This window comes from Streptomyces sp. NPDC015131 (assembly GCF_043079975.1).
Lineage (GTDB): Bacteria > Actinomycetota > Actinomycetes > Streptomycetales > Streptomycetaceae > Streptomyces.
On sequence record NZ_JBIBVB010000002.1, the window covers coordinates 74,647 to 101,466 of the forward strand.

The window sequence follows — 26,820 nt, forward strand, 5'->3', positions numbered from 1 at the left end:
CAGGCCCATGAGCAACGTGCCCATGAGCACTCGGGACGGGGCGCCGTGAACACGATCGCGCTCACGGCCGGCGCCCTGTACGTCATCGTCCTGCTCCGCGCCGGAGGGACGTTCGCCGTCGGGTGGCTCACCGGCGCCGGCGCCCGCCGCAGCAGGTTCGCGGAGCGGATCTCCTCCGCCAGGTTCCAGCGCGCCGAGCGGGCGATCCAGCGGTGGGGCGCGCCGGTGGTGGCCGTCTCGTTCCTGACGGTCGGCCTCCAGACCGCCGCCAACTTCCTGGCGGGCAGCATGCGGATGCCCCTGTCGCGCTACCTGCCCGCCCTGTTCGTGGGCGGTGCGGCCTGGGCGCTGATCTACGCGACGGCCGGAGTCGGGGTGCTCACCGTGCTGGGGAGCCTCTTCGCCGAGCGGGCGGCCCTGGGACTGTCCGCCGTGGCCGCCCTGCTCCTCGCGCTGTGCGCGCTGGTCGTGTACCGCAGGAGGAGGGCGACCCTGCCCTCCCCCGACCCGGCCGCCGACGAGGTCTGAACCTCCGGCGCATCCGCGTCAGACCGCGCAGCTGCCCTCCGGGTCGCAGGCCGGGATGCCCGGGGCGGACGGCTCGGGCGTGCGGCCCTGCCAGGCCTGTTCCAGGGCCCGGGTGAAGGTCTCGGCCGGCTGGGCGCCGGAGAGGCCGTAGCGCCGGTCGAGCACGAAGAACGGCACACCCGTGGCGCCGAGCGCCGCCGCCTCGCGCTCGTCGGCGCGTACGTCCTCGGCGTAGGCGTCCTCGTCGGCGAGCACCGCCCGCGCCTCGTCCTCCGGGAGGCCGGCGGCGGCGCCCAGCGCGGTGAGCGTGCCGGGGTCGAAGACGGACCGCTCCTCGGCGAAGTTGGCGCGGTACGCGAGGTCCAGCAGGGCGTCCTGCCGGCCGCGCGCCTTCGCCAGGTGCAGCAGCCGGTGGAGGTCGAAGGTGCTGCCGTGGTCGCGGCCGTCCGTGCGGTAGTCCAGGCCCTCGGCCCGCGCGGTGGAGGCCACGTGCTCCTCCATCGCGCGGGCCTCCTCGCGCGTACGCCCGTACTTCCCGGCCAGCATGTCGATCACCGGCTCGGTGTCGCCCCGGCCCCGGCCCGGGTCGAGCTCGAAGGAGCGGTGCACCACCTCGATCGCGTCGCGGTGGGCGAAGGCCGCGAGCCCCTTCTCGAAGCGCGCCTTGCCGATGTAGCACCAGGGGCAGGCGATGTCGCTCCAGATCTCGACGCGCATGGGTGGTTCTCTCCAGGGGGCTCGGTGGCTCGGGGGCTCACGGCACGACAGCGGTACGGAGGGGTCCTCCGCTGCGGCGTCAACCGGCCGGCGGACCGGTTCATTCCCGCTCGTACCGCAGCATCACCACCCCGTTGCCGAAGGCGCGCGTCCCGGTGAGGCGCAGCCGGACGCGGCCCTCCCCCTCCGGGAAGAGCGGCTTGCCCCGGCCGAGGAGCACGGGGTGGACGTAGACGCGGTACTCGTCGATCAGCCCGTACCGCCCGAACACCGCCGCCAGGTCGGCGCCCCCGACCGCCAGGCCGTCCGGGTACTGCTCCCTGAGGGCGGCGACGTCGTCCGGGTCCACGTCCCTGATGATCGTGGCGTTGGGGCCGGCCTCCTGGAGGGTGCGGGAGTACACGTACTTGGGCTTCTCGCGCCAGATGCGGGCGAAGTCCCGGGTGACCCGGTCCGCGCCGGGGTCCTCGTCGGCCGTCGGCCAGTACTCCTCCATCAGCTGATAGGTGACACGGCCCTCCAGGAAGGCGCCGACCGCGCCCATCTCCTCGTTGAAGTGGGTGTGCAGTTCCTCGTCGACCGTGTGCCAGTCGATGTCCCGGTCCGGCCCCTCCATGTAACCGTCCAGGGACACCGACATGGACAGGATGATCTTTCCCATCGCGGTACCTCGCGTCCTTCGTGTCCGCGTACTGCCTCGTAGATCCTTCTGAGTACGGATACTCACGACCATCACCGCCCGGGCACCGGACAATCGTCCGGCCCGCCGTGCCGTACACCCGAGGGAGTGACCGTGAGACGTCCGCCGCTGACCGCCACCGCCGCCGTGGCCCTGCTCCTGCTGGCCGTCGGCTGCGGCACCGAACGGCCCGGGACCCAGGCCGCCGCAGCGCCGTCCCCCGCCCGGTCCGCCGCCGCGGAGGAGGCGGCGGAGGCGGCGCGGGCCGCGCACGACCGGCGGTTCCCCGGGGTCGGCGCCGGGTGTGCCCGCGCATCGGCGCGCCCCTCCGCCACCTCGCCGGCGGCCACGGCCTCGGAGCCGTACGACCCGGAACGGGCCAAGTACGCCGAGAACCACGCGTTCAAGCGGGAGTTGCCGATGCGGCCCGACGCCGAGTGCCGGGGCCGCGCCCACGCCGGCCGGATCGCCGAGGCGCTGGCGGGCGTCCGCGACGGACGGGCGCTGCGGGCCGCGCTGGAGGGGCTCGGCTACCCGGCGGACCACATCGAGGTGTACGGCACGGACACGGACCCCGCCTTCAGCCTGATGGTCCCCGGCGTGGGCCCCTGCGTGTCGGGCGGGCTCCGTCCGGCCGTCCACGCCGAGGCGCACGGCCCGTACCAGGAGGGCGGCTGCGTGGAACCCCGCGGCGGTCACTAGGAGCCTGTCCGTTCGGGGCCGCCCCCGGGGGCTCAGCGGCCGGCGAACCGCTGGAGCGCGGACAGCAGGAAGTAGTCGCCCCAGATCAGTTCGTGGGCGACCGCGGTGCCCGAGGCCGGGTCGTAACAGCCGTCCAGGAGCCTGCCGTTCCGCAGGTGGCCGGAGACGAGCGCGCCCAGCAGGCGGGCCGCCGCCTCGTGGAGGTCCCGGCCGGGCCGCCCGGGGGTCAGCTCGGCCAGCTCCAGCAGGGCCTGCGCGGCGATCGCCCCGGCGGAGGTGTCGTGGTGCCCGTCCGGGTCCGCGAAGCTCCACGGGGGGACGGCGTCCCCGGTGTGGCGGAGCCAGTGACGGGCCGCCAGGAGCGCCGCGTCCCGGTACCCCTCGCCGCCGTCCCGCTCACCGTCCCGCAGGACGCGCGCGGCGGTGGTGAGGGCGAGGACGCCCCACGCCTGGCCGCGCGCCCAGGTGCCGGCGGGCGCCTCGTCCCGGCCGGTGCCGTCCAGCCGTACCGAGGGGCGGACTCCCCCGTGTTCGTCCAGGCAGCGGTCGCGTACGGCTGCGGCGTGCCGTTGCGCCAGTTCCCGGGCCCCGGGGCAGTCCCGTTCGCGGCCGGCCCAGTCGAGCAGCGCGACCGCCGCCCCGGCCGCGTCCACCGTCAGTTCGTCGGCGCCCCGCGCCCCCCGTCCCAGGGCGGTGCCCGCCGGGAGGACTCCGTGGCGGGGGTGTGCCGCCGCGACCAGGGCCTCGGCACCCTCGGCGGCGATCCGGGCAGCGGCGGTGTCCCCGTGGCGCAGGTGTCCCTGGGCGGCTCCGTACCAGAAGGTCAGGGCGCGGGTGTCGGTGTCGTCGTGGACGCGGTCCCGGAGCCGTACGGTGACCTCGCGCGCCCGCCGTACGGCATGACCGCCGTCACCGTCCCCGGCCGCTCCGGCGGCGAGCCAGAGCAGCCCGGCCCAGAAGCCCCCGGTCCACGAGCCGCGCCGGGTGGAGGTCCAGCGTCCCTCCCCGGGGCCGGCGTACAGCGGGAAGCGGTCGCCCACCTCCCCGGCGGTGGCGTCCGCCCTCCGGATCATCGACGCCGCCGCCGACGCGGCGGTGGCGCGGTCCAGGCTCGGTTCCATCTCACTCCTCGCTGATCAGCAGGGTCGGTGCGGCGGTGCCGCAACAGCAGTCGTCGTCGTCCAGCGGCATCGCCCCGGCACCGCCCGGCCGCCGGGGCCGGTACGGGTGGTCATGCCGCCACCGCCCGCCGTACCCGGGCCGCGCCGACGACGGAGACGAGGAAGGCCGCTCCCGCCATCGCCCAGCCGCCGGTGTAACCCGCCGGGCCGTCGGCGAGCAGTCCGAAGCCGAGCGGACCGACGACGAAGCCGCCGAAGAAGCCCATCGACACCAGCGCGGAGGCGTGCCCGGTGGCTCCGAAGGCCGTGCCGCGCACCACGGCGACCATGGAGACGGCGTTGGCGGCGACGGCGGAGCCGCCGAGGCCGACGGCGCCGATCCAGACCAGCGGGGTCAGGAGGCGGGCGGCGGGCACGAGCAGCAGGAAGCAGACGGCCGCCGCCGCCAGCAGCAGCAGGGGCACGCCGATGTCGGAGAGGCGTCCGCTCACCCGGGTCCACAGCACCCGGGCGGCGATGCCCGCGACGCCGACGGCCGCGATGAGGGCGCCCGACGCCCGTTCACCCATGCCGAGTTCCTCGTGGGCGTACAGCGGGAGGTAGGTGTTGAGGGCGGCGAGTCCGGTCCCGACGCCCAGGGAGTAAACGATGAGCCACCGGGCCGCCCGGTTGGGGCGCCCGGGCAGGGTGAAGGCCCGGCCGCCGCGGGGCTCCGGCCGGTCGCGCGGCAGGAGCAGGGCGGCGACCGCGGCGGCCAGGGCCACCGGGACGACGAGGGCGAGCGTGGTGCGCCACGAGGTGGCCGCGGCGAGGGACGGCACCAGCAGGCCGGCGGCGAAGGCGCCGATCTGGACACCGGACTGCTTGATCCCGATGGCGGCGGCGCGCCTCGCGGGCGGCAGGTGCCCGGCGATGAGGTGGTTGGTCGCGGGGTTGGCGCACGCCTGGGCGGCGCCGGCGAGGACCAGCCCGGCCAGCAGTGCGCCGTAGCCGGCGGCCCGCGACAGCACGGTGAAGGCGAGCGCCACGGTCGTCAGGAGGGCGAGGAGGGCGCGTCTGCCGCCGACGAGGTCGGTGAGGTGCCCGCTGACGAGGGAGAGGACGGTCGCGGTGCCGAACGCCACGGCGGGGAGTGAGCCGAGCTGGGACCGCGACAGCCCGAGGTCGTCGAGGAGCGCCGGGCCGAGGGCGCCGAACGCGAAGAGGACGAACATGGAGAGCGCCATGCTCGTGGTCGTCAGTGCCAGCAGGCCCCGGGGCGGGTGACTCCCGCCGGGTACCGCGCTCTTGGCCCTCTCCCACGTGTCCACGCTTGCCTCCCCGCCCGAAGAGCAGTATCTGTAGTCATACTCTAGAGGAACACTCCAGCGAACAGAACGGCAGGCGGACCATGGCGGAAAAGGCGGGCGCGCGGCGCCGGCGCTCCAACGAGACGCGGACCCGTCTGCTCGACGCGGCGCTCGGGTTGTTCGCCGCCCACGGGTACGACGGGACCACCATCGAGGCGATCGCCCGTGAGGCGGGGGTCGCGGTGCAGACGGTGTACTTCAAGTTCGGTACGAAGGCCGCCATCCTCCAGGAACTGCTGGACGTCCGGGTGGCCGGCGACCACGAGCCGGTGCCCACGGTGGAGCGCGACTGGTTCCGCGCCGCCGTCGCGGCCGAGGACCCCGAGGTCCAGCTGCGCCACCAGGTGGACGGGGCCCGGGAGATCTACGAACGGGTCGGCGGCCTGCTGGAGGTCCTGCGGCACGCGGCCACGGCGAACGAGGAGATCGCCCCGCTCTGGGAGCGGAACAAGGAACAGCGCCACGAGATCCAGGCCCGGTTGGTCGAGGCCCTGGCGGCGAAGCACCCCCTGCCCGCCGGCCTGCCGGTGGAGCGGGCGGTGGACACCGGCTACACCCTGCTGGGCCCCGAGATCTACCACCTGCTCGTCACCGAGCGCGGCTGGACGCCCCAGGAGTGGGCGGACTGGGTGCACACCGGTCTCTGCCGCCAGCTGCTCGGCGGGGCGTGACGCCCCACCGCCGGGCCACCGGGGCCCCGCCCGGAGCGGGCGGGCCCCGCCGTTCGTACCCCCGCGCCCACGCCCACCGTCCCACGGCCGAACCGGCCCCTTCTTCACCGGGAGCACCACGTGACGACGAAGAACTTACCGCCGCCCGGCACCGCGGACGGCGAGGACCCGGCTCCGCCGCCGGACTCCAAAGCCTCCGCCGGCGGACTCGGCGACGGACTCGGCGGCGGACTCGGCGGCGGACTCGCCGGGGTGGCCCGCCGGCTGGTCCGGCGCAGGACCGCCGTCTTCCTGATCATCGCGGCGGTCACCCTGGCCGCCGGGCTGTTCGGCGCGGGCGCCGCGGACGACCTCGCGGGCGGCGGCTACACGGCGAGCGGCTCGGAGTCCGCGCGGGCCGACCGGATCCTGACCGACCGCTTCGGGGCCGGGTCCCCCCACATGGTCCTTGTGGTCTCGGGCGACCGGCCGGTGGACGACCCGGGGGCCGCCGAGGCCGGGCGCGGGTTCACCGAGCGGGTGGGCGCGCTGGACGGCGTCGGCTACGCCACCTCGTACTGGACGTCCCGCGACCCGGCCCTGCGCTCCGAGGACGGCCGCTCGGCCCTGGTCCTGGTGCGGCTGTCCGGCGACGAGAGCGGGGCGACGCACCGGGCGGGTGAGCTGGCGGCCGGACTCACCGGCGAGCAGGGGCCGTTCACCGTGACGGCGACCGGGCGGGCGGTCGTCGAGGACGCCCTGGAGAAGCAGAGCGCCAAGGACCTGACCAAGGCCGAGCTGATCGGTGCCCCGCTCACCCTGGTCATCCTCCTCGTCGCGTTCGGCTCACTGGTCGCCGCCCTCCTGCCGCTGCTGGTGGGCGTCGTCTCCGTGGTGTGCACGCTGGCCGTCCTGCGCGCGCTGGCCGCCTTCACGGACGTGTCCCTGTTCGCGATGAACGTCACGACGGCACTCGGCTTCGGACTGGCCGTGGACTACAGCCTGTTCGTCGTGACCCGCTACCGGGAGGAGCTGGAGCGCGGCCGCGACGTGCTGGAGGCGGTCACCGAGTCCCTGCGCACGGCCGGGCGGACCGTGCTGTTCTCGGCCCTCACGGTGGTCCTCTCCCTTGCCGCGCTGACGGTCTTCCCCATGATGTTCCTGCGCTCACTCGCCTACGCGGGCATCGCGGTGGTGAGCCTGGCCGCCCTGACGTCCCTGGTGATCCTGCCGCCGGTGCTGGCGGTCATCGGGCGGCGCATCGACCGGCTGGACGTCTTCGGCCGGTGGCGGCGCACTCGGTCACCGGCCGGGACCGAGGCGCGCCGGGGCGTCTGGCACGCGCTGGCGACCGGGGTCATGCGGCGCCCGGTGGCCGCCGGCGGCGCCGTCGCCGTCCTGCTGATCGCGCTCGCGCTGCCGTTCGGGCACGCCCGCTTCGGGCTCACCGACGACCGCATCCTGCCGCGGGGCTCGTCCGCCCAGGCCGCGGCCGAGACCGTCCGGACGGGCTTCGCCGGGGCGGGTACGGCACCGGTGACGGTGGTCCTGCCCGACCTTCCCGCACAGGGCCGTGAGGCGCGGCTCGCCGGCTACATGGCGGACCTCTCCCGCATCGAGGGCACCGTGCGGGTCGACGGCCCCCTCGGCAGCTGGGCGGACGGCAGGCAGGTGGCCCCCGCCGGGCCCGCCGCCGCACGGATGGCGGATTCCGGGGGCGCCTGGCTCGGCGTGGTGTCCGGCGCCCGCCCCAACTCGGAGGCCGGCGAGCGCCACACCGGCCTGGTGCGCTCCGTCCCGGCGCCCGCCGGGGTGCTGGTGGGCGGCGAGGCGGCGGTCCTGACCGACACCAAGGAGGCGCTCGGGGACAGCATTCCGTACGCCGCGGCGATCATCGCCCTGAGCATGCTGGTCCTGCTGTTCCTCTTCACCGGGAGCCTGGTCGTGCCGGTGCAGGCGCTCGTCCTGAACACGCTCAGCCTCACCGCCTCCTTCGGGGCGATGGTGTACGTGTTCCAGGACGGCCGTCTCAAGTGGCTGGTGGGCGACTTCGTCACCACCGGACAGCTGGAGGTGACGGTCCCGGTGCTGATGTTCTGCGTGGCGTTCGGGCTGTCCATGGACTACACCGTGTTCCTGCTCTCCCGGATCAGGGAGGAGTACCTCGCCACCGGCGACAACACCCGGGCCGTGGCCTTCGGCATCGACCGCACGGGCCGCCTGATCACGGCCGCCGCCCTGGTCGTGGCGACGGTCCTCGGGGCGCTGGCGACCTCGGGGCTGAGCCTGCTCAAGCTGCTGGGCGCGGGGCTCGCGCTGGCCGTGCTGGTCGACGCCACCCTGGTACGGGGCATCCTGGTGCCGGCCGTGATGAAGCTGTGCGGCCGCGCCAACTGGTGGGCTCCCCCGCCCCTGCGCCGGCTGCACGCCAGGGCCGGCCTCCGGGACGGCTGACCCCGCCCCTCGGCGACGTCAGGCGGGCCCCGCCCCTCCGCGGCGTCAGGCGGGCCCCGTCCCTCCGCGGCGCCAGGCGGGCCCCGTCCGGCCCGCCACGTAGTAGGCGTTCAGCGGGTCGCCCTCGACCGAGCGGACCCGGACGTCGGTGAAGCCCGCCTCGCCCAGCATCCGGCGGGCGGTCTGCTCGCCCCAGACGGTGCCGAGGCCGGCGCCGCCGGTGCTGAGCGAGGTGGTCATGCAGTAGAAGACGGAGAAGCCGTAGAGGACGGGCCCGAAGGGGTGGCCGACGTTCTCCTCCAGGTTGCTGGAGGCGGCGAACTCGCCCATCAGGAAGGTGCCGTCCTCGCGGAGCGCGGCGGCGACGGCGTCGAGGGTCTCCTGCGGGCGGGCGAGGTCATGGATGACGTCGAAGGCGGTGACGAGGTCGTACGGGCCGGGGAGTTCGGTGGAGTCGCCGACGGTGTAGCTGAGGTTGCCGAGCGAGTGGCGCGCGGCCTGGCGGCGGGCGTACGCGATCCCCTCCTCCGACCGGTCCAGGCCGGTGAAGCGGCTGCGGGGGAACGCCCGGGCCAGGACGAGCGGGGCGTGGCCGCGTCCGGTGCCGACGTCCAGCACGTCGATGCCCTCGCGCAGCCGCTCGGTGAGGCCGGGGACCAGCGGGACGACGGTGTCCACCAGCGACGCGTCGTAGACCCGGGCCGTCTCCTGGGCCTGGAGCGCCTGGAAGCGGGGGTACGCCTCGTAGGGGACGCCGCCGCCCTCCCGGAAGGCCGCGACGACGCGCTGCTCGACCTCGCCCATCATCCCGATGTACGGCATCATCCCGGCGAGGTTGCCGGGCCCGGCGGCCGCGGTGAGCGAGGCGGCGTGCTCGGGCGGCAGCCGGTAGGTGGCGCCGTCCGGCGCGTACTCCACGACGCCGCCGACGGTCATCCCGCCGAGCCATTCGCGGACGTACCGTTCGTCCAGACCGGCGGCCTCGGCGATCTCGCCGCTGGTGGCGGGCGGGAGTTCGCCCAGGATCTCGAACAGGCCCGTCTGGTGGCCGACGCTGATGAGGAGCGCCAGCGCGCCCTGGTTGAGCACCTCGGTCATCCGGCCGGCGAAGGCGTCGGCGCGGACGGCGTCCGGGGATACGGCTGTCATGATCACTCCTGAGAGGGTGCCCTTTTCGCTCCTTTCCTCACGTTACGCGGCGTTCCCCGCGCGCTGCCGCTTCCGGCGTGACGGCGAGCCGCAGCACCAGGTGGTTCCCCGAGCGCGGCGCCACCGGGTCGGGGACCCAGCCGTGGTGGGCGTAGAAGGCCCGGGCGCGGGCGTTGTGCTCGAAGACCTCCAGGCGGGCGCCGGCGACCCCGGCGGCCCGCCACGCCTCGACGCACGCGGTGTGCAACCGGCTGCCGGTGCCCCGGCGCCAGTGCGCGGGGGCGACATGGAGCTGGGTCAGCGTCATCGCCCCGCCGACCGGCCGGAAGGCGGCGACGCCGGTGAGGGCGCCGTCCGACTCGGCGCACAGCACGGCGTCGCCCCGGTCGACGGCCGCCGCCCAGCCCTGCCGGCTGCGGGCCAGCTCGGCGGGGCCCTCGAAGGCGTCGTCGGGGAGGTGGCCCCGGTAGTACGTGGCCCGGGCCTCCCGGTGGAGGGCGGTGATGGCGTCGAGGTCCCGGGCGGTGGCGTATCGGATCATGGCCGTGAGGACGAGGGCGGCGCGCCGGGCGGTTCCTCTGCACCCCGGGGCCGGGCCCGTGCGTCCGGGCCCTCGCGTCCGGTTCCTCTGCGCCCCTGGGCCGGCCTCCCGGGCCGGTGCCGTCACCCTCCTCGTACCGTACGCCGGTCAGGAACCGGGCCGGCCGGGGTGCTCCGGGTGGCCGTCGACGCGGCGTGGCAGGCCCAGCGGGTTGTCGTCGCGCAGCTCCGGCGGGAGCAGCGCCTCGGGGACGGACTGGTGGGTGACGGGGCGCAGCCACCGTTCCACGGCCGTCGCGCCCACGGAGGTGGACGTGGAGGTGGTGGCCGGGTAGGGGCCGCCGTGGTGCTGGGCGGGGGCGACGGCGACGCCCGTGGGCCAGCCGTCGACGAGGACGCGGCCGGCGAGCGGGGTCAGCCGGGCCAGGATGCCGGCGCCGTTCCCCCGGCCGGCCGCCTCGGCCGCGGAGAGGTGGACCGTGGCGGTGAGGTTGCCGGGCAGCCGGGACAGCACGGCGGTGGCCTCGTCGTCGCCGGCGTACCGGGCGACCACCGTGACGGGGCCGAAGCACTCCTCCAGCAGCAGGTCGTGCGGCCCGGGCGCGGCCAGCCGGGCGGCCGGGACGGTCAGGAAGCCGGCGCCGACCGTGTGGTCCCCCGCCGCGCCGGGGGTGACCGGAGCCTCGACGTCCGGCAGCGCGGCGCGCTCGGCGACGCCCGCGACGAAGGCGTCCCGCATCCGGTGGTCGAGCAGCACGCCCTCGGGGGCGTCCTCGACCGCTGCGGCGAGGGCGGCGACCAGCTCGTCGCCGTCCGCCCCGGTGGGCACCAGCACCAGGCCGGGCTTGACGCAGAACTGGCCCGCGCCGAGCGTCATGGACCCGGCGAGCCCGGTGCCGATCGTCCCGGCGCGCTCGGCGGCGGCGTCCCGGGTGACCAGGACCGGGTTGAGGGAGCCCAGTTCGCCGTGGAACGGGATGGGTACGGGACGGGCGGCGGCGGCGTCGAACAGCGCCCGCCCGCCGCGTACCGAGCCGGTGAACCCGGCGGCGGCGACCAGCGGGTGCCGGACCAGCGCCACGCCCGCGTCGAAGCCGTGGACCAGCCCGGCGACCGCCCGGGGCAGGCCGTGCCGCTCGGCGGCCCGGCCCAGGACGTCGGCGGCCAGCGCGGAGGTCGCCGGGTGGCCGGGGTGGGCCTTCACCACGACGGGGCAGCCGGCCGCGAGCGCGCTGGCGGTGTCCCCGCCCGGGACGGAGAAGGCGAAGGGGAAGTTGGAGGCGGCGTACACGGCCACCACCCCCAGCGGCACCTTGTAGCGGCGCAGGTCCGGGACGGGCGGGGTGGCGGTGGCGTCGGGGTGGTCGATGACGACGTCCAGGAAGGCGCCCTCCTCGACCACACCGGCGAAGGCGCCCAACTGGTAGCAGGTGCGGGCCAGTTCGCTGGTGAGCCGGGCCGGGCCGAGCGCGGTCTCGGCGTCGGCCTCCGCCACCAGCCGGTCCCGGTCCTCCTCCAGCAGCGCGGCGGCGCCGCGGAGGAACGCGGCCCGGACAGCGCGGTCGGCGAGCGCGTCACGGGCCGCGTGGGCCGCGCGTACGGCCCGGTCGACGTCGTCCGGCGTGGCCTCGGTGCCGACCGCGCCCCGGCGCTCCCCGGTCCGGGGGTCGACACTCCACACCTGTGCTGCTGCCACCACCACGTCCTCTCCCCGAACCGAACCGGACGGATCCCTGCGGTCGTTCGATATCCTGAACGGCGTTCCGGACACTGGACGCGACCCGGCACCGGGCGCGACCCTGGAGACGGACGCGACCCGGAACCGGACGCGACTCTAGGGACGGGCGCGGCGGGTCACAAGAGGGCTCCCTCCGGAGCCCACCGGAGGGGCGGGTACGGATGACGGCCGACGGATCCGGCGGGGCGCATGTGAAGTCCGCCGTACGCACGGTGGAGCTGCTGGAGTTCTTCGCCCGGCACCCCGGGACGCACTCCCTCGCGGCCGTGCAGGAGGCCCTCGGCTACCCCAAGTCCAGCCTGTACGTGCTGCTGCGCACCCTGGTGGAGCTGGGCTGGGTGGAGACGGACACCACCGGCACCCGCTACGGCATCGGGGTGCGCGCCCTGCTGATGGGCACGGCGTACGTCGAGGGCGACGAGGTCGTCGCCCTCGCCCGCCCGGCCCTGGACCGGCTCGCGGACGAGACCGGCGAGACCATCCACCTCGGCCGGCTCGACGGGACCGGGGTCGTCCACCTCGCCACCCGGGAGTCGCGGCACCGGCTGCGCCCGGTGAGCCGGGCCGGGCGGCGGCTGCCCGCCCACTCCACCGCGCTCGGCAAGGCGCTGCTCGCCACGTACACCGACGACGAGGTCCGCGCGCTGCTCCCGGCCACCCTCCCGGCGCTCACCGAGCACACCATCACCGACCGGGAGCGGCTCGTCGAGGAGCTGGGCGCGGTCCGCGAGCAGGGGTACGCGGTGGACCGCGAGGAGAACACCCTGGGCCTGCTGTGCTTCGGCGTCGCGGTCCCGCACCGCGTCCCTGCCCGGGACGCGGTGAGCTGCTCGCTGTCGGCGGCCCGGTTCGCCCCGGAGCGGCAGCAGACGATCAGGGCGGCCCTGTTCGACGCCCGGGACCGGCTGGCGCGTGTGACGAGGGGGCTGTGATGGACGTCGTCCTGCGGGAGGTGCGGGAGAGCGACCTGCCGGTCTTCTTCTCCCACATGAGCGACCCCGAGTCGAGCCGTATGGCGGCCTTCACCGCCGAGGACCCCACCGACCGCGCGGGCTTCGACGCCCACTGGGCGCGGGTGCTCGCCTCGGACGCCGTGGTCCGCACGGTGCTCGCCGACGGCGAGGTCGTCGGCCACACGGCGGTCTACGGTCCGCCGGACGAGCGGGAGGTGACCTATGTCGTCGGCCGCACCCACTGGGGGCGGGGCATCGCCACCGCCGCCCTGCGGGCGCTGCTCGGCCTGGTGGACACCCGCCCGCTGCACGCGCGCGCGGCGGCGGACAACAAGGGCTCGATCCGGGTGCTGGAGAAGTGCGGTTTCACGGTGACGGGACGGGCCCGGGGGTTCGCCCACGCGCGCGGGGAGGAGACCGACGAGGTGCTCCTCCGCCTCGACGGCTGACCTCCGCGAGGCCGGACGGGTGGTGACCGGGTGTGCCGGTCCCCTCACCGCGGCGGCCCGCGCATGAAGGTTTCCTGAGAAGGACGGCGGCCCGGAACCCTCCGCTCCTCCCGATTCGTCCTTGTGTGCGGGATGAACAAGACGATCAGAAGAGCCGCCGTCTTCTCCCTGCTGCTGGTGTTCGCCCTGCTGCTCCGGGCGACCTGGGTGCAGGCGTACGAAGCCAGGGCGCTCGCGGACGACCAGCACAACCGGCGGAACACCATGGAGCAGTACGCCCATCCGCTCGGTGACATCGTCGTGGCCGGGTCACCGGTCACCGGCTCGAAGGAGACGACGGGCGGAGACCTCCGGTACAAGCGCACCTACAAGGACGGCGAGCTGTACGCGGCCGTCACCGGCTACAGCTCGCAGGCGTACGGGTCGAACCAGCTGGAGGGCATCTACGCCGACGTGCTGGACGGCACGGACTCCCGGCTGAAGAACCCCCTCGACGCGCTCACCGGCAAGCGGACCGAGCCGGGTGACGTGCTCACCACGATCGACCCGGCGGTGCAGAAGGCCGGGTTCGAGGCCCTCGGCGACGTCAAGGGCGCGGCCGTCGCCCTCGACCCCAGGACGGGCCGGGTCCTCGGCATGGTCAGCACGCCCTCGTACGACCCCTCGGTGATCGCCGGTTCGGCGGACGGCGAGGCGTGGCGGAGGCTCACCGAGGACGAGGACAAGCCGCTGGTGAACCGGGCCATCCGGCAGCCCGTGGCACCCGGCTCCACCTTCAAGCTGGTCGTCGCCGCGGCGGCGCTGGAGGACGGGCTGTACGGGTCGGTCGACGAGCCGACGAAGAGCCCCAACCCGTACCGGATGAAGGGCACCGTCACGGACCTGGTGAACGAGAACCCGTCCGCGCCCTGCGAGAACGCCTCCATCCGGGTGGCGCTGCAGTACTCGTGCAACAACGTCTTCGGGAAGATGGCCGCCGACCTGGGGCAGGACAAGGTCCGGGCGACGGCTGAGAAGTTCGGCTTCAACGACAAGGAGCAGGACATCCCGGTGCGGGCCTACCCGAGCGTCTACCCGTCCGGGATGGACGCCGCGCAGACCGCGCTGTCGGGCATCGGGCAGTTCGACGTCACCGCCACCCCGCTCCAGGTCGCCATGGTGTCGGCCGCCATCGCCAACGACGGGCTGCTGGCGTCGCCCCACATGGTGTCCCGGGTGGTGGACGGGGACGGCGACACCCTGGAGTCCCACAAGGACGGGGAGACCCGGCGGATCATGTCGCCGGACACCGCCGAGCAGCTGCGGGACGCGATGACCACGGTCGTCGAGGACGGCACCGGCTCCAACGCGCGGATCGACGGCGCCGAGGTCGGCGGCAAGACGGGCACCGCGCAGCGGGGCGTGGAGAACAGCAAGAAGCCGTACGCCTGGTTCACCTCGTACGCGAAGGACGACAGGACCGGCAAGGAGGTCGCGGTGGCGGTCCTGATCGAGGACTCCAACGCCCGGCGGGCCGAGGTCAGCGGCAACGGCCTGGCGGCGCCGGTGGCGCGGAAGATGATGGAGGCGGCGCTGAAGTAGGCCCCGCCCGAGGGCGGTTCACGGCCGCACGGTATGCAGGTCCCTTCGTACCCCTGTACGTATGGAGGACTCACCGTGCGGCCGTTGTCCCGCTACCGCCCCCGCTCGCCGTCCGGCTGGACCATCGCCGTCTTCGGGCTGCTCGCCACGGCCCTGGGGGTGGTGGGGCTCGCCGCCCCGGACGCGCTGCTCACGGTCATGGGCTTCACGCCCGTGCCGGAGGGCCGGCGCGCGGACGGCGACCACACCCTGATGTTCCTGACCGCCTCGTCGATGGCCGCGGTCAACATGGGGGTGTACTACATGCTGGCCGCGGTGGCCGACTGGCGGGCCTTCTTCCGCTGGACGGTGCCCTTCCGGCTGCTCACCTGCGCGGTGTTCCTGCTCGCCGTCGCCTCCGGCCGCGCCCCGGCCGGCTTCGCCGGAGTGGGGCTGTGGGAGGGCCTGGGCGCGCTCGCCACCGGGGTGGCGCTGCGGTACGAGCGGAGGGCGGCGGGCGCCGTCACAGACGGCGGCGCGCCCGGTCCCGCAGCGCGGCGACGCGGAGCACCACCACCACGGTGAACAGGGTGGCGGCCACCGCCACATAGCCCCACTGCTCGGTCGCCCCGGTGGCCACGCCGATCGCCCCGAGGAGCGCGCCCAGACCCAGCACCAGGCAGGCGGCCGTCCAGGCGATGTCCGAGGCCCGCTCCCGCAGCCGTCCCCGCTGCACGGTGCCCGGTTCCAGGGCGTCGAGTGTTCCGTCCGCGCGCATCTTCCGCTCCCCTCGTCCGAACGGCCCTTACCCTCCCCCGTGTAACCCGCCGGGCCGTCCTCAACCACGCGCGCGTGCACGGGCCTTAGGCCGTACCGGGGTGGCCGGGCCGGGGATGGGGAGGGTGCCCGATCCGGCCGGGGGGCCTCAGTGCGCACGCTGACGGCATGGTGAAGGGATCGGTGGGGCGCGTCCTCGGGGACCGCGCGGCCCGGCTGTATCTGGCCGGGGTGGTGGTGTCGGGCTTCGGCTCGGCGGGGATGTGGCTGGTCGCGGGCGTCTGGGTGAAGTCCCTGACCGGGTCGGACAGTCTGGCGGCGCTCGCGGTGTTCGCCCCGTGGGCGCCCGTCCTGGCCGGGCCGACGCTGGGGGCGGTGGCGGACCGGGTGCGGCGCGGGCCGCTGCTGGTGGGGGTGAACCTGGCGATGGCCGCGCTGCTGCCGGTGCTGCTGCTGGTCGACTCCCCCGGCCGCGTGTGGCTGCTGTTCACGGTGCTCTTCCTGTACGGGGCCGCGGCCACCGTGCAGGACGCGGCGGAGGCGGCGCTGCTGCCCGGCGCGGTCGGCGCGGAGCTGCTGGGCGACCTCAACGGGCTGCGGCTGACCGCCGGCGAGGGCATGAAGCTGATCGCGCCGCTGACCGGCGCGGCGCTGTTCACGCACGCGGGGGCGGCGCCCGTGGTGCTGCTGGACGCGGCGTCCTTCGCGGTGGCGGCCGGGCTGTTCGCACGGATGCGGGTGCGGGAGGAGCCGGCCCGCGCCCGTACGTCCGGGACGTGGGAGGGGGCGCGGCGGCTGTGGCGGTCGGCGCGGCTGCGGCCGCTGGTGGCGGCGGGCGCGGTCACCATGGGCCTCGCGGGGCTGAACGGGGCGGTGGCGTACGCGGTCGTGGACGACGTCCTGGGCCGGTCCCCGTCGTACGCGGGCGTGCTGTACGCGGCGCAGGGTGCCGGGTCGGTGGTGGCCGGGATCGCGGCGGGACCGCTCGCGCGGCGGCTGGGCGAGCGGGGGCTCGTGGCGGCGGGCGTCGCGCTGTTCGCGGCCGGCGCGGGCGGGCGCGCCCTGCCGTACGACGCGACGGCGCTGGTGTGCGGGGCGCTCGTCGGCGCGGGCCTGCCGTGGGTGCTGGCCGGGGCGCTGACCGCGGTGCAGCGGTGGACGCCCGGCGAGGTCCTGGGCCGTACCGCCGCCACCGCGAGTACCCTGCTGTTCGTGCCCAACGCCCTGGCCCTGGCGCTCGGCGCGGGCCTGGTCGCCGTGGTGGACGTCCGGGTCCTGCTGCCCCTGGTCGGGGCGGCGGGGCTGCTGACCGCCCTCGCCCTGGCCCTCGCGCGGCCGTCCGCCCCGTGATGGGCAACGGCGGGCCGCCCCGGTGGCCGGCGCGGAAAACCGGGTGACGGGCGCGGTGCCCGGCCCGGATGATGCCGCCCATGCCCCGACCCCATGGTTTCGCGTACGAGCGCCACGCCGACGGCACCGTCGGCATCACCCATCACGGCCGCCCCGCCGGCACCCTGCGCGGCGCCCGCGCGGAGAAGTTCCTCGCCGAGGCGGAGTCCGGCGACGCCCAGCTGGTGATGGCGCGCTGGACCGGCGCGTACAAGCACGGCAACGAACGCGCCGCCCGCGACCATCCGCGTAACCGGAGTGGCCGAAGGTAAGGGAACGGCAAAGCTGCCTCGCTCGTTACCCCGGCATGACAGCTATGACCCCCGGCTCGAACATCCCGCTTCCCGTCACCCGTGTGGCGGTGGACGTCGCCGCGCCCGTGCGGCTCGACGTATCGGGCCTGCTGCTCACCGCCGACGGCAAGGTGCGCTCCGACGACGACTTCATCTTCTACAACCAGCCGTCCGGCCCGGGCGTGACCCACCGGTCCGGCGGCGGCTCGGCGCCCGACGCGGTCGTGGTGGACACGGCCGCCGTCCCGCCCGGCATCGAGAAGATCGTCGTCACCGCGAGCCCGGACGCCCCGGGGCAGACGTTCCAGGGCATCGAGCCCACCGCCACCGTCCGCGGCGCCGACGACGGCCAGGTGCTCGCCACCTTCACCCCGCCCCGGCTCGGCACGGAGACCGCCCTGGTGGTCGTCGAGATCTACCTGCGCAACGGCGCCTGGAAGGTCCGCGCCGTCGGCCAGGGGTACGCCAACGGGCTGGCCGGCATCGCCACCGACTTCGGTGTCTCGGTCGACGAGGAGCCGGCGCAGGCCGCCCCCGCGCCCGCCCCGGCGGCACCGGCGGCACCGCCCGCCCCGCCCGCCCCTCCGGTCGCGCAGACCGCGCCGCCCGCTCCCCCGGCCGCGCCCGCCGCGCCCCCGGCACCGGCGCCCGGCGCCGGGAAGATCAACCTGGACAAGGGCCGGGTCAGCCTCCAGAAGAACCAGACCGTCTCCCTCGTCAAGGGCGGCCGTCCGCTGCTCTCCCAGGTCAAGATGGGCCTCGGCTGGGAGCCCGCGTACCGGGGCAAGGACATCGACCTGGACGCCTCCGTCATCGCCTACGGCCCCCAGCGCAACCACCTGGACAGCTGCTACTTCGGCAAGCTGACCATCCTCGGCGGCGCGGTCAAGCACTCCGGGGACAACCTCACCGGTGAGGGCGCGGGCGACGACGAGGTGATCACGGTCGACCTCGGCCGGCTGCCCGCCGACGCCACCGGGCTGGTCTTCACGGTCAACTCCTTCTCCGGACAGAAGTTCACCGAGGTCGCCAAGGCGTACTGCCGGCTGATGGACGCGGCGACCGGCGAGGAGCTGGTCCGCTTCGACCTGACGTCGGCCGAGCCGCAGACCGGCGTCATGATGGCCAAGCTGATCAAGCAGTTCTCCGGCGAGTGGGAGATGACCGCCATGGGCGACTTCGTGAAGTCGAGGACCGTGCGCGGCATGGTGAAGCCGGCCGCGCAGGCCCTCTGACCCCTCCCGGGCTCTCAGCCTCCGTAGACGTCCTCCACATAGCGCCCGTCCGCGACGAGGCGGTCCAGCCAGACCCGGGCCGCCTCGTCGCCGGCGTCCGGCGCGTGTTGTGCGTACAGCGCGCGGAAGGCGTCCCGGACGCCCGGTGCCATCCGGGTGGCGTCCCCGCACACGTACACCCGGGCGCCCCGCCGGAGCAGCGGCCACAGCTCGGCCGCGTCGGCCGCGATCCGGTGCTGGACGAAGCGGGCGCCGTCCACCGGGGCCTCGCTGAACGCCGGCCGCAGCGACACGGCGCCCCCGGCCTCGGCCGCCCGCAGCTCCCGCGCGTGCAGGTAGTCGGCGTCCGGGGCGTCGCACCCGAAGTACAGCAGCGCCGGCCCCAGTTCCCGGGCCCCGCCGTCCAGCAGGGCCCGCCGGTCGGCCACCACGCCCCGGAAGGGCGCCAGTCCCGTCCCGGCGGCGACCATGATCAGCGGCTCGTCGCCGTGGACCACCCGGAATGCCTCCCGGCACGGCCGGACACCCGCGAGCACGGTGTCCCCCGGCCGGAGCGCGGCCAGGTACGCGGAGCCGGTGCCCGGGGCGGCGGCCGACACCATCAGATCGGCGTGGCGGGGGTCCACGGCCGGTGACGACGACACCGAGTAGGTGCGCGGGCGCATCGGCTCCAGCACCTCCAGCAGCACGGGCCAGGTCAGCGCCCCGCCCAGCGCCGGGTACGTCTCCGCCAGCTCCGGCAGGGTGGCCGTGCCCGGCGGGGTGGCGCGCAGGGCGGCGGCCTCGGGCGGGCACGGGACGAGCTCGGCGAGCCGGGCGAGGGCGGCGGCGCCCGGCCGGTGCCCCAGATCCACCAGGTGGGTCAGCAGTTCCCGTACGGTGACCGGCCGGTCCACCGCGAGGGCGGCGCGCCCGGGGCGGGCCGGGACGATGCTCAGCACGGTGTCCGGATCGGCGCCCAGCAGCCGCGCCGTGCGGTCCACCAGGGCGGGCGGGTTGGCGGGCAGGACGGCGAGGTGGTCGGCCGTGCGGTAGGTGACGCCCTCGGGGAGGGCGACGCGGACGAACCGCTTCACGCGCGCGTACCCCGGTTCCGTCAGGCTCCAGCTCTCGGTCACCGTCATCGGGGTGAGCCCGTGCCGCTCCGCCACCGCGTCCAGCGGGCCGCCCGACAGCTCGGTGACGGTGTACGCGGGCACGACCCCGGCCGCCCCGTCCGGCCCGCCCGCCTCGTCCGCCGACGCCGGGTCGCCGTACCGCTCCAGCAGGGCCCGCAGCAGGCCGTCCGTGAACGCCCGTACCGCTCCGCCCAGATCGCCGGAGGCGTCGGCCTCGCCGCGCGCCACCAGCCGGTCGCCGCCCAGCTCCGCGAGCCGCTCGTCCAGGCGGGCGGGTACGCGCTGGTAGGTGGCGGCCCAGTTGCGGTCGCCGACGCCCAGCACGGCGTACGGAACATCTCGTACCGCCTCCGCGCCGGCCTTCTCCAGCCACTCGGCGAACCCGGCCGCGTCGTCGGTGGGGCGGCCGTTGTAGGAGGCGGCGACGACCACGACCGGCCGGCCGGCGGGCAGGCCGCCGGTGTACGCGTCCAGCGGCGCGACCTCCGCCGCGCAGCCCGCGCCCTCCGCGGCGGCCGCCAGGTCCTGGGCGAAGCCCCGGCACGTCCCGTAGTTGCTGCCGTGCAGCACCAGCACCTCCGTGCCCGGCAGCACGCGCGCGGGGCCCTGGGCGCGGCGCTCCGCCGGTACCGCCGGCCCGGTCCGGGGGGCGGCGAACCGCTCGGTGCGGGGCAGCACGGTGAGCGTGAAGCCGTCCGGCTTGAGGGTGAGCGCCTCCTTGACCCGCAACCGGTACCCGGCGTGGTCCACGAAGCGGTACCGGTGCACCAGCAGGGCCAGCAGCATCGTCGCCTCGTGCAGCGCGAACTGCCGCCCGATACAGGCGCGTTCCCCCGTCCCGAAGGGCTTGTACGCGTGCGCCGGGCGGGCCGCCTCGGCCTCCGGGGCGAACCGGGAGGGGTCGAACAGGTCCGGGTTGTCGCCCCAGAGGCCCGCGTCGCGGTGCAGCATCGGCACCACCACGGTGGCCGCATCCCCGGCCCGCATCGGGATCCGGCCACCGAGCAGGGTGTCCACGCGCGCGTGGCGGCTGAAGGCGGCGGCCGTCGGCCACAGCCGCAGCGCCTCGTTCAGCACCTGGCGGGTCCGGCGCAGCAGCCCGACGTCCTCGAACGACGGCTCTGGGTCGGCCGTGGCGCCCCACAGCGCGTCCACCTCCCGCTGGACGGCCCGCAGTTCACCCGGGTGGCGCACCAGGTGGTGCAGGGCGAACGACAGGGCGCCGGACGTCGTCTCGTGTCCGGCGATCAGGAAGGTGATGACCTGGTTGCGGATGGTGGTGTGCTCCAGGCCGGAGTCCAGCATCAGCCCCATCAGGTCGTCCTGCCCGGTCTCCCCCGACTCCGTCCGGGCGGCGATCACCTCGTCCACCACGGCCGCCAGGTGGGCGGCGTCCTCGGCGAACGCCGCGTCCTCGGCGCCGTAGTCGCCTCCCGGCAGCCGTCCGAGGCGGTTCATGGACCACTCCAGGCAGCGGACCATCGCCTGGACGAAGGGGTGCGGCTCGGCACGGCCGAACGACCCGAAGTCGTAGCCGAACCCGGCCAGTCCGATGGTGTCGAGCGTCATCCGCGTCATGTCCTCGGGCACGTCGACGGGCGCGGACCCGGCCGCGTCCCACGACCGGATCAGGCGCCGCGCCACCCGCAGCATGACCGGGTGGTACGTCCGCATCGACCCGAGCGCGAAGGCCGGCATCAGCACGCCGTGGGCGGCGGCCCAGGCCGGCTCCTCGTTGTACGCGGTGAACAGGCCGTCCCCCGCGAACTCCCGGACGTTCTCCAGGGCGGGGCCGACGTGCTTGGCGAACCGTTCCTCGTCGCACAGCTCCGCGACCAGGTCCGGGTCGGCGACGAACAGGGTCTCGTGGCCGTGCAGCCGGCGGCGGATCACGGGGCCGTGCTCCCGCAGGAGGTCCATGACCTGCTGGAGCGGGGTGGCGGTCGCCGCGGCGATCTCGACGACGGGGACGGCGGTGTCGTTCCTCATGCACCTCAGCGTCGCCCCGGCCACCCGGCCGCCCCGGCGGGTCTTCTACATGATTCTGTAGTGCCATGCACGACGTCCTCTGGCGCAACCGGGCCCTGCTGATCTTCGACCGGATGCCGGTGCCCGTCGCGGTGTGCCAGACGGACGGCGAGATGCTGCTGGCCAACCCGGCCATGGCGGCGGAGTGGGGCAGCACCGCGGGCCGGCTGCCGGGGCGCAACGTCCTGGAGCTGTTCCACCCCCGCTCCGCGGACCAGGTCCACCGCATCGAGGAGGCGGTGCGCCGCGGCCACCGCTCCCGCTACCCGCTGCGCGTCGACTGGACCGGCCCGGACGGCCGCGAGCGGTACGGGGAGCTGACCGCCGACACCGTGAGCGACTCGGCCGACGCCCCGCTGTGCCTGCTGGTGGTGCTGAAGGTGCTCGGCGACCGGGAGGCGGAACCCGCCACCGGCACGGAGAAGCGGATCCTCGCCCTGGTCGCGTCCGGCGCCACGACCGACCGGATCGCCCGCTCGGTGGGCCTCACCGCCGACGGCGTCAACTACCACCTCACCCGCCTCTCCCGCCGCTGGGGAGTGCCCGGCCGTACGGCTCTGGTGGCCCGCGCCTACGTCCTGGGCGTGCTCTCCCCCGACGTGTGGCCCCCGGCGGCCGCGCCCGACCAGAAAGGCCCCCTGCCATGAACCCCACCGGCCGCCGCGTCCTCGTCACCGGCGCGTCCCGGGGCCTCGGCCGCGCCGTCGCCCTTGCCTTCGCCGCCAACGGCGACCGGGTCGCGGTGCACTACGGCTCCCGCGCCGCCGAGGCGCGCGCCACCCTGGACGCCCTGCCCGGCACGGGCCACACCCTCGTCGCCGGGGACCTCGCCGACCCCGCGGAGGCGGCGCGCGTCGCCGGCGCGGCGGCCACCGCGCTCGGCGGGCTGGACGTCCTCGTCAACAACGCGGCGGTCAACACCCGGCACCCGCTCGCCGAGACGCCGTACGAGGAGTGGGTACGGGCCTGGCAGCAGCACGTCTCGGTCAACCTGCTCGCCACCGCGCACCTGAGCCACCGGGCGGCGCGCCTCATGATCGACCAGGGCACGGGCGGACGGATCGTCAACATCGGCTCCCGGGGCGCGCAGCGGGGCGAGCCCGACCACCCGGCGTACGGCGCCACCAAGGCGGCCGTCCACGCCCTGGGCCAGTCGCTGGCGGTGTCCCTGGCCCCGTACGGCATCGCCGTCGCCTCGGTCGCGCCCGGCTTCTTCGCCACGGAGCGCGTCGCGCCCCGCCTGGCCGGCCCGGAGGGCGCGGCGATCCGCGGCCAGAGCCCCTTCGGCCGGGTGGGCACGCCCGAGGAGGTCGCCGAGGCGGTGCTCTGGCTGGCCTCGCCGGCCGCGGAATGGGCCTCCGGCACGATCCTGGACCTCAACGGCGCGTCACACCTGCGCCCCTGAGGGACCCGTTGTGGGCAACGCCCCCTCCACCCACCAGCCCGCAGTCGGCCGACGGCCGGGGCGGGGCCGTGCCCCTCCCACCCACCGGCCCGCAGTCGGCGTACGGCCGGGGTGGGGCCGTGCAGGGTCGCCCCCGCAGCGGATCGGCGGCGTCGCCCGGTGACCGGACCGGTAGGGCAACCCGCCGACCGCGAGGAGGTGAGCCCGGAGGGGCCACACCCCCCACCCACCGGCACCGCCCCGGGGCGCACCCCAGGAACAGGCACCGTCCCGGGTGCGTTGTGCCCACCCGTTCCGCCCCAGCGGAACGAATGCCCACAACGCGGGGCCCCGTTGTACCCACCCTCCCCCAAGCTCTCGGCTTCGCTCGAGCAGGGGGGACCCCCATCGCCCTGCGGGACGATTGCCCACAACGAGGGGGCGACCGCCCGCAACCGGGGGACGTGCCGCACCGCTCCGCAGGGGCGTTTCAGGCTCGCGAGCGGGACTTGAACGCCGCCTTGCGGGCCTCCTTCGCCACCGCCTTGTCCCGGTGCAGCCGCCCGATCGCCTCCAGGACCTCGGGTGTGGCCGGGTGCTCCACCCGCCATGCCGCGTCGAAGAAGCCGCCGTGCCGGCTCGTCAGGCCCTCGATCAGCTCGCGCAGCTCCTCGGAGTCGCCGCCGCCCACCGCGTGCAGCTGCGCCGCGATGGTGTCGACGGCCAGCCAGAAGACCATCGGCTCCGGCGGCGCGGGCACGTCCGCCGCACCGCGCTCGGCGAGCCAGACCCGGGCGAGCCCGCCGAGTTCGGGGTCGTCGAGCACCTGGCGTACCGCGGGCTCCGCGTCCGCGCCCACCAGGGTCAGCGCCTGCTGGCAGTGGAGCCGGCGCAGTGGCGCTCCGGCGTCCGCGCCCTTCGCCGCGGCGAGCAGCTCGGCGGCGGCGGGCACCGCCCCGCGGGCGGCCAGCCACTGGTGCGTCTCGGCCCGGGCGGCGGCCTCCGGGTAGTGCGCGAGACCGGCGAGCAGGGCGTCCGCGCCCTTCTCGGTGAGGTCGCCGACCGCGGGCGCGTCCACGCCGGCCTCCAGCATCCGGGCGCGGACGCCGTAGAGGCCGAGCGGGGTGAGCCGGACCATCCCGTAGCGGGTGACGTCCTCGTCGTCGGCGGGCGGGGCGGGCTCCTCGCCCTCCTCGGCCATCAGGGCCTCGTCGACGGGCTGGTACTCGACGAGGCCCACCGGCTCCAGGACCCGGAACTGGTCGTCGAGCCGCATCATCGCCTCGGAGACCTGCTCCAGGACGTCGTCGGTCGGCTCGCCCATGTCGTCGGGCACGATCATCGACGCGGCGAGCGCGGGGAGCGGGACGGGCGCGTCGCCGGAGCCGCCCTCGGTGACGGTGAGGAGGTACAGGTTGCCGAGGACGCCGTCGAGGAAGTCCGCCTCGTGCTGGGGGTCCCAGTCCAGGGAGTCCAGGTCGAGTTCGCCGTCCTCGCCGACGAGGTCGGCGAGGTCGTCGATGAGGGGGGCGGTCGCGTCGGCGAGCGCCGTCTCCAGGGCGTCCAGCCAGAGCGCCAGGACGTCCTGCGGGGTGCCGCCGGTGACCAGGGCGAGCTGGTCACCGGCCTCGGCGGTGCCGCTCTCGCCGCCGTGCTCGTCCTCCTGGGGGTCCTCGACCGCGACGAGCCCGGTGTCGACGGCGACGCGCCAGGCCTCGCTGGCGTACGCGGCGCCGTCCTCGTCCGGGTCGAGGCCCAGCGCCTCGGCGGCGGCGGGCAGTTGCTCCTCGATGAGTTCGCCGCCCGCGCCGACCCGGGTGTCCGGCCCGGCCCAGCGGGCGAGCCGGACGGCGCGGGCCAGCAGGGGGGCGACGAGCGCGTCACGCGCCAGCTCCGCGTCCGAGGGCAGCCGCACCGGCGGCAGGGCGGGGCGATCCGACGACATCAGCGGTTTCTCCTCGGGACGTTCGTGGTCGGGCGGCCCCCAGCGTAGACGTATTCGCGCACCCACCCGGACGTTCATGTACCGGTCGAATTCCGGCCACTCGTGAACCCTTGACAAGGACGGGTCACAGCCAAGAGATTGACGCGCGTAGAGCTACCCGCAGGTAGATCGCCACCACCTCCCACCACCCACCGGAGCCCCTTGATGTCCTCATCCCTGCCGAGAACGACCTCCCGCACCGCCGCCGTTTCGGCCGTCGTGGCCGCCGCCCTCGCGGCGGGCCTCCTCGCCACGGGCGCGGCGACGGCCGCCGGAGCGCCGGACGACGCCATACGCATCCACGACATCCAGGGCACCACCCGCACCTCGCCGCTGGTGGGGCAGCAGGTCTCGGGCGTGGCCGGCGTGGTCACCGGCGTCCGGACGTACGGCTCGCGCGGCTTCTGGTTCCAGGACACCGCGCCGGACAAGGACCCGGCCACCAGCGAGGGCGTGTTCGTCTACACCGGCTCGGTCCCGACCGTCGCCGTCGGTGACGCGGTCACCGTCTCCGGCACGGTCACCGAGTACGTCCCGGGCGGCGCGGCCTCGGGGAACCAGTCGCTCACCCAGATCACCAAGCCCACGGTCACCGTGGTCTCCTCGGGCAACCCGGTCCCGGCACCCGTCACGCTCTCGTCCCGCTCCGTCCCGTCCGCCTACACGCCGCAGGGCGACCCGGCGGCCGGCGGGTCCATCAACGGCCTGACGCTGCGTCCGGGGCGGTACGCCCTGGACTACTTCGAGTCCCTGGAGGGCTCGAACGTCCGCATCGGCTCCTCCCGGGTGGTCGGCGCGACCGACCCGTACCACGAGCTGTGGGTGACGGTGAAGCCGCGCGAGAACGACAACCGGCGGGGCGGCACGGTCTACGGCTCGTACACCTCGCAGAACACCGGGCGCCTCCAGATCCAGTCCCTCGCGCCCGTCGCCGAGCAGCCCTTCCCGAAGGCGAACGTCGGCGACTGGCTGACCGGGACGACCGAGGGCCCGCTGGACTTCAACCAGTTCGGCGGCTACACGCTCACCGCCCGTACCCTCGGCACGGTCGCCGACCGCGGCCTGGAGCGGGAGCGGACCAGGAAGCAGCACCGCGGCGAGCTGGCGGTCGCCACGTACAACGTGGAGAACCTCGACCCGTCCGACCCGCAGGAGAAGTTCGACGCGCTGGCGAAGGCCGTCGTCGACAACCTGGCGTCGCCCGACATCCTCGCCCTGGAGGAGATCCAGGACAACAACGGCGCCAAGAACGACGGTACGGTCGCCGCCGACCAGACGCTGAAGAAGTTCACGGACGCGATCGTCGCGGCCGGCGGCCCGGCGTACCAGTGGCGCTCCATCGACCCGGAGAACAACAAGGACGGCGGCGAGCCGGGCGGCAACATCCGCCAGGCGTTCCTCTTCAACCCCGAGCGGGTGTCCTTCACGGACCGCGCGGGCGGTGACGCGGTGACGGCGACCGGTGTCGTACGGGAGAAGGGCCGGGCGGCCCTGACCCACTCCCCCGGCCGGATCGCCCCGGCCGACACGGCGTGGGAGAACAGCCGCAAGCCGCTGGCCGGCGAGTTCACCTTCCGCGGCCGGACGGTCTTCGTCGTCGCCAACCACTTCGGCTCGAAGGGCGGCGACGAGTCGCTGGTCTCGCACCACCAGCCGCCGAACCGTTCCTCCGAGGCCAAGCGGCTCCTGCAGGCGCAGGCCGTCAACACCTTCGTCAAGGACGTCCTGAAGGCGCAGCGCTCCGCCGCTGTGGTGGTGCTCGGCGACATCAACGACTTCGAGTTCTCCGGGACGACGAAGGCGCTGACGGCCGGGGGCGCGCTGCGGGCGGCGGTCACCTCGCTGCCGCGCTCCGAGCGCTACTCGTACGTCTACCAGGGCAACAGCCAGGTGCTGGACCAGATCCTGACCAGCCCGTCGATCGACCGCTTCGCGTACGACAGCGTGCACATCAACGCCGAGTTCGCCGAGCAGAACAGCGACCACGACCCGCAGGTGCTGCGCTTCCGCCCGTGAGGCCCGG

The 26,820-nt window shown here is 75.2% G+C and carries 24 protein-coding genes; 14 read left to right on the forward strand and 10 right to left on the reverse strand.

Annotated elements, in window-relative coordinates; genetic code table 11:
* The first annotated feature begins 45 nt into the window (after positions 1-45).
* The gene (locus ACF08D_RS05735; RefSeq protein ID WP_392221292.1) at positions 46-528 is read left to right on the forward strand and encodes a DedA family protein; all 483 of its coding nucleotides are present in this window, start codon (positions 46-48) and stop codon (positions 526-528) included.
* 18 nt (positions 529-546) lie between these two features.
* On the opposite strand, the gene ACF08D_RS05740 is transcribed toward ACF08D_RS05735, so the two are convergent.
* On the reverse strand, positions 547-1,245 hold the full coding sequence (locus tag ACF08D_RS05740; RefSeq protein WP_392221293.1) for a DsbA family oxidoreductase: 699 nt from the start codon (positions 1,243-1,245) through the stop codon (positions 547-549).
* 100 nt (positions 1,246-1,345) lie between these two features.
* Positions 1,346-1,906 carry a dihydrofolate reductase family protein gene (locus tag ACF08D_RS05745; protein WP_392221294.1) on the reverse strand — a complete coding sequence of 187 codons (561 nt, stop codon included), beginning with the start codon at positions 1,904-1,906 and terminating at the stop codon, positions 1,346-1,348.
* A 132-nt stretch (positions 1,907-2,038) separates the two neighbouring features.
* Here ACF08D_RS05745 and ACF08D_RS05750 point away from each other — a divergent pair, with 132 nt between their 5' ends.
* Positions 2,039-2,626, forward strand: coding sequence for a hypothetical protein (locus ACF08D_RS05750; RefSeq protein ID WP_392221295.1), 588 nt, complete (start codon positions 2,039-2,041; stop codon positions 2,624-2,626).
* A gap of 32 nt (positions 2,627-2,658) precedes the next feature.
* Here the strand turns inward: ACF08D_RS05750 and ACF08D_RS05755 are convergent, their stop codons facing one another.
* On the reverse strand, positions 2,659-3,747 hold the full coding sequence (locus tag ACF08D_RS05755) for a sugar ABC transporter permease (RefSeq protein WP_392221296.1): 1,089 nt from the start codon (positions 3,745-3,747) through the stop codon (positions 2,659-2,661).
* Positions 3,748-3,857: 110 nt separating this feature from the next.
* Entirely contained in the window at positions 3,858-5,057 is a 1,200-nt protein-coding gene (locus tag ACF08D_RS05760) for an MFS transporter (RefSeq protein WP_392221297.1), read from the reverse strand.
* 80 nt (positions 5,058-5,137) lie between these two features.
* Here ACF08D_RS05760 and ACF08D_RS05765 point away from each other — a divergent pair, with 80 nt between their 5' ends.
* A complete protein-coding gene (locus tag ACF08D_RS05765; RefSeq protein WP_392221298.1) occupies positions 5,138-5,767 on the forward strand; it encodes a TetR/AcrR family transcriptional regulator in 630 nt (209 codons plus the stop codon).
* 120 nt (positions 5,768-5,887) lie between these two features.
* Positions 5,888-8,200 (forward strand): MMPL family transporter, encoded by a 2,313-nt coding sequence (locus ACF08D_RS05770; RefSeq protein ID WP_392221299.1) that lies wholly within the window; start codon positions 5,888-5,890, stop codon positions 8,198-8,200.
* A gap of 45 nt (positions 8,201-8,245) precedes the next feature.
* On the opposite strand, the gene ACF08D_RS05775 is transcribed toward ACF08D_RS05770, so the two are convergent.
* From ACF08D_RS05775 to ACF08D_RS05785, 3 genes are all read right to left on the reverse strand, one after another.
* Positions 8,246-9,349 carry a class I SAM-dependent methyltransferase gene (locus ACF08D_RS05775; protein WP_392221300.1) on the reverse strand — a complete coding sequence of 368 codons (1,104 nt, stop codon included), beginning with the start codon at positions 9,347-9,349 and terminating at the stop codon, positions 8,246-8,248.
* 37 nt (positions 9,350-9,386) lie between these two features.
* Entirely contained in the window at positions 9,387-9,890 is a 504-nt protein-coding gene (locus tag ACF08D_RS05780; protein ID WP_392221301.1) for a GNAT family N-acetyltransferase, read from the reverse strand.
* 147 nt (positions 9,891-10,037) lie between these two features.
* The gene (locus ACF08D_RS05785; RefSeq protein WP_392221302.1) at positions 10,038-11,585 is read right to left on the reverse strand and encodes an aldehyde dehydrogenase (NADP(+)); all 1,548 of its coding nucleotides are present in this window, start codon (positions 11,583-11,585) and stop codon (positions 10,038-10,040) included.
* A 203-nt stretch (positions 11,586-11,788) separates the two neighbouring features.
* Between ACF08D_RS05785 and ACF08D_RS05790 the strand changes: the two genes are divergently transcribed.
* The 4 genes from ACF08D_RS05790 to ACF08D_RS05805 all read left to right on the forward strand — a co-directional run bounded on the left by ACF08D_RS05790 (position 11,789) and on the right by ACF08D_RS05805 (position 15,174).
* Entirely contained in the window at positions 11,789-12,559 is a 771-nt protein-coding gene (locus ACF08D_RS05790; RefSeq protein ID WP_392221303.1) for an IclR family transcriptional regulator, read from the forward strand.
* Entirely contained in the window at positions 12,559-13,029 is a 471-nt protein-coding gene (locus tag ACF08D_RS05795) for a GNAT family N-acetyltransferase (RefSeq protein ID WP_392221304.1), read from the forward strand. Before ACF08D_RS05790 ends, ACF08D_RS05795 begins: the two co-directional genes overlap by 1 nt.
* A 132-nt stretch (positions 13,030-13,161) precedes the next feature.
* Positions 13,162-14,610, forward strand: a complete 1,449-nt coding sequence (locus ACF08D_RS05800) for a peptidoglycan D,D-transpeptidase FtsI family protein (RefSeq protein ID WP_392221305.1) — start codon at positions 13,162-13,164, stop codon at positions 14,608-14,610.
* A 75-nt stretch (positions 14,611-14,685) separates the two neighbouring features.
* Positions 14,686-15,174: a hypothetical protein gene (locus ACF08D_RS05805; protein ID WP_392221306.1), complete on the forward strand. Its 489-nt coding sequence runs from the start codon at positions 14,686-14,688 to the stop codon at positions 15,172-15,174.
* Here ACF08D_RS05805 and ACF08D_RS05810 read toward each other — a convergent pair.
* Positions 15,113-15,367: a hypothetical protein gene (locus ACF08D_RS05810; protein WP_392221307.1), complete on the reverse strand. Its 255-nt coding sequence runs from the start codon at positions 15,365-15,367 to the stop codon at positions 15,113-15,115. The genes ACF08D_RS05805 and ACF08D_RS05810 overlap by 62 nt on opposite strands.
* Before the next feature lie 167 nt (positions 15,368-15,534).
* Between ACF08D_RS05810 and ACF08D_RS05815 the strand changes: the two genes are divergently transcribed.
* The 3 genes from ACF08D_RS05815 to ACF08D_RS05825 all read left to right on the forward strand — a co-directional run bounded on the left by ACF08D_RS05815 (position 15,535) and on the right by ACF08D_RS05825 (position 18,283).
* Positions 15,535-16,716: an MFS transporter gene (locus tag ACF08D_RS05815; protein ID WP_392221308.1), complete on the forward strand. Its 1,182-nt coding sequence runs from the start codon at positions 15,535-15,537 to the stop codon at positions 16,714-16,716.
* Between the two features lie 80 nt (positions 16,717-16,796).
* Positions 16,797-17,027, forward strand: a complete 231-nt coding sequence (locus ACF08D_RS05820; RefSeq protein ID WP_392221309.1) for a hypothetical protein — start codon at positions 16,797-16,799, stop codon at positions 17,025-17,027.
* Positions 17,028-17,062: 35 nt separating this feature from the next.
* Positions 17,063-18,283, forward strand: a complete 1,221-nt coding sequence (locus tag ACF08D_RS05825; protein WP_392221310.1) for a TerD family protein — start codon at positions 17,063-17,065, stop codon at positions 18,281-18,283.
* Positions 18,284-18,297: 14 nt separating this feature from the next.
* On the opposite strand, the gene ACF08D_RS05830 is transcribed toward ACF08D_RS05825, so the two are convergent.
* Positions 18,298-21,390: a cytochrome P450 gene (locus tag ACF08D_RS05830; RefSeq protein ID WP_392221311.1), complete on the reverse strand. Its 3,093-nt coding sequence runs from the start codon at positions 21,388-21,390 to the stop codon at positions 18,298-18,300.
* A gap of 65 nt (positions 21,391-21,455) precedes the next feature.
* Here ACF08D_RS05830 and ACF08D_RS05835 point away from each other — a divergent pair, with 65 nt between their 5' ends.
* Together ACF08D_RS05835 and ACF08D_RS05840 are read left to right on the forward strand one after the other, a co-directional pair.
* Entirely contained in the window at positions 21,456-22,076 is a 621-nt protein-coding gene (locus ACF08D_RS05835) for a PAS domain S-box protein (protein ID WP_392221312.1), read from the forward strand.
* The gene (locus ACF08D_RS05840) at positions 22,073-22,834 is read left to right on the forward strand and encodes an SDR family NAD(P)-dependent oxidoreductase (RefSeq protein WP_392221313.1); all 762 of its coding nucleotides are present in this window, start codon (positions 22,073-22,075) and stop codon (positions 22,832-22,834) included. Before ACF08D_RS05835 ends, ACF08D_RS05840 begins: the two co-directional genes overlap by 4 nt.
* Before the next feature lie 469 nt (positions 22,835-23,303).
* On the opposite strand, the gene ACF08D_RS05845 is transcribed toward ACF08D_RS05840, so the two are convergent.
* The gene (locus ACF08D_RS05845) at positions 23,304-24,758 is read right to left on the reverse strand and encodes a hypothetical protein (protein ID WP_392221314.1); all 1,455 of its coding nucleotides are present in this window, start codon (positions 24,756-24,758) and stop codon (positions 23,304-23,306) included.
* A 204-nt stretch (positions 24,759-24,962) separates the two neighbouring features.
* Between ACF08D_RS05845 and ACF08D_RS05850 the strand changes: the two genes are divergently transcribed.
* On the forward strand, positions 24,963-26,813 hold the full coding sequence (locus ACF08D_RS05850) for an endonuclease/exonuclease/phosphatase family protein (protein WP_392221315.1): 1,851 nt from the start codon (positions 24,963-24,965) through the stop codon (positions 26,811-26,813).
* The last annotated feature ends 7 nt before the right edge of the window (positions 26,814-26,820 follow it).

Bases quoted from the DNA above. Each gene is read 5' to 3' on its own strand.
- ACF08D_RS05825 (WP_392221310.1), top strand. From the start codon at position 17,063: ATGACAGCTATGACCCCCGGCTCGAACATCCCGCTTCCCGTCACCCGT.
- ACF08D_RS05765 (WP_392221298.1), top strand. From the start codon at position 5,138: ATGGCGGAAAAGGCGGGCGCGCGGCGCCGGCGCTCCAACGAGACGCGG.
- ACF08D_RS05755 (WP_392221296.1), bottom strand. From the start codon at position 3,747: ATGGAACCGAGCCTGGACCGCGCCACCGCCGCGTCGGCGGCGGCGTCG.
- ACF08D_RS05835 (WP_392221312.1), top strand. From the start codon at position 21,456: ATGCACGACGTCCTCTGGCGCAACCGGGCCCTGCTGATCTTCGACCGG.
- ACF08D_RS05850 (WP_392221315.1), top strand. From the start codon at position 24,963: ATGTCCTCATCCCTGCCGAGAACGACCTCCCGCACCGCCGCCGTTTCG.
- ACF08D_RS05790 (WP_392221303.1), top strand. From the start codon at position 11,789: ATGACGGCCGACGGATCCGGCGGGGCGCATGTGAAGTCCGCCGTACGC.
- ACF08D_RS05745 (WP_392221294.1), bottom strand. From the start codon at position 1,906: ATGGGAAAGATCATCCTGTCCATGTCGGTGTCCCTGGACGGTTACATG.
- ACF08D_RS05800 (WP_392221305.1), top strand. From the start codon at position 13,162: ATGAACAAGACGATCAGAAGAGCCGCCGTCTTCTCCCTGCTGCTGGTG.
- ACF08D_RS05810 (WP_392221307.1), bottom strand. From the start codon at position 15,367: ATGCGCGCGGACGGAACACTCGACGCCCTGGAACCGGGCACCGTGCAG.
- ACF08D_RS05820 (WP_392221309.1), top strand. From the start codon at position 16,797: ATGCCCCGACCCCATGGTTTCGCGTACGAGCGCCACGCCGACGGCACC.
- ACF08D_RS05840 (WP_392221313.1), top strand. From the start codon at position 22,073: ATGAACCCCACCGGCCGCCGCGTCCTCGTCACCGGCGCGTCCCGGGGC.
- ACF08D_RS05815 (WP_392221308.1), top strand. From the start codon at position 15,535: ATGGTGAAGGGATCGGTGGGGCGCGTCCTCGGGGACCGCGCGGCCCGG.
- ACF08D_RS05845 (WP_392221314.1), bottom strand. From the start codon at position 24,758: ATGTCGTCGGATCGCCCCGCCCTGCCGCCGGTGCGGCTGCCCTCGGAC.
- ACF08D_RS05830 (WP_392221311.1), bottom strand. From the start codon at position 21,390: ATGAGGAACGACACCGCCGTCCCCGTCGTCGAGATCGCCGCGGCGACC.
- ACF08D_RS05795 (WP_392221304.1), top strand. From the start codon at position 12,559: ATGGACGTCGTCCTGCGGGAGGTGCGGGAGAGCGACCTGCCGGTCTTC.
- ACF08D_RS05740 (WP_392221293.1), bottom strand. From the start codon at position 1,245: ATGCGCGTCGAGATCTGGAGCGACATCGCCTGCCCCTGGTGCTACATC.
- ACF08D_RS05780 (WP_392221301.1), bottom strand. From the start codon at position 9,890: ATGATCCGATACGCCACCGCCCGGGACCTCGACGCCATCACCGCCCTC.
- ACF08D_RS05775 (WP_392221300.1), bottom strand. From the start codon at position 9,349: ATGACAGCCGTATCCCCGGACGCCGTCCGCGCCGACGCCTTCGCCGGC.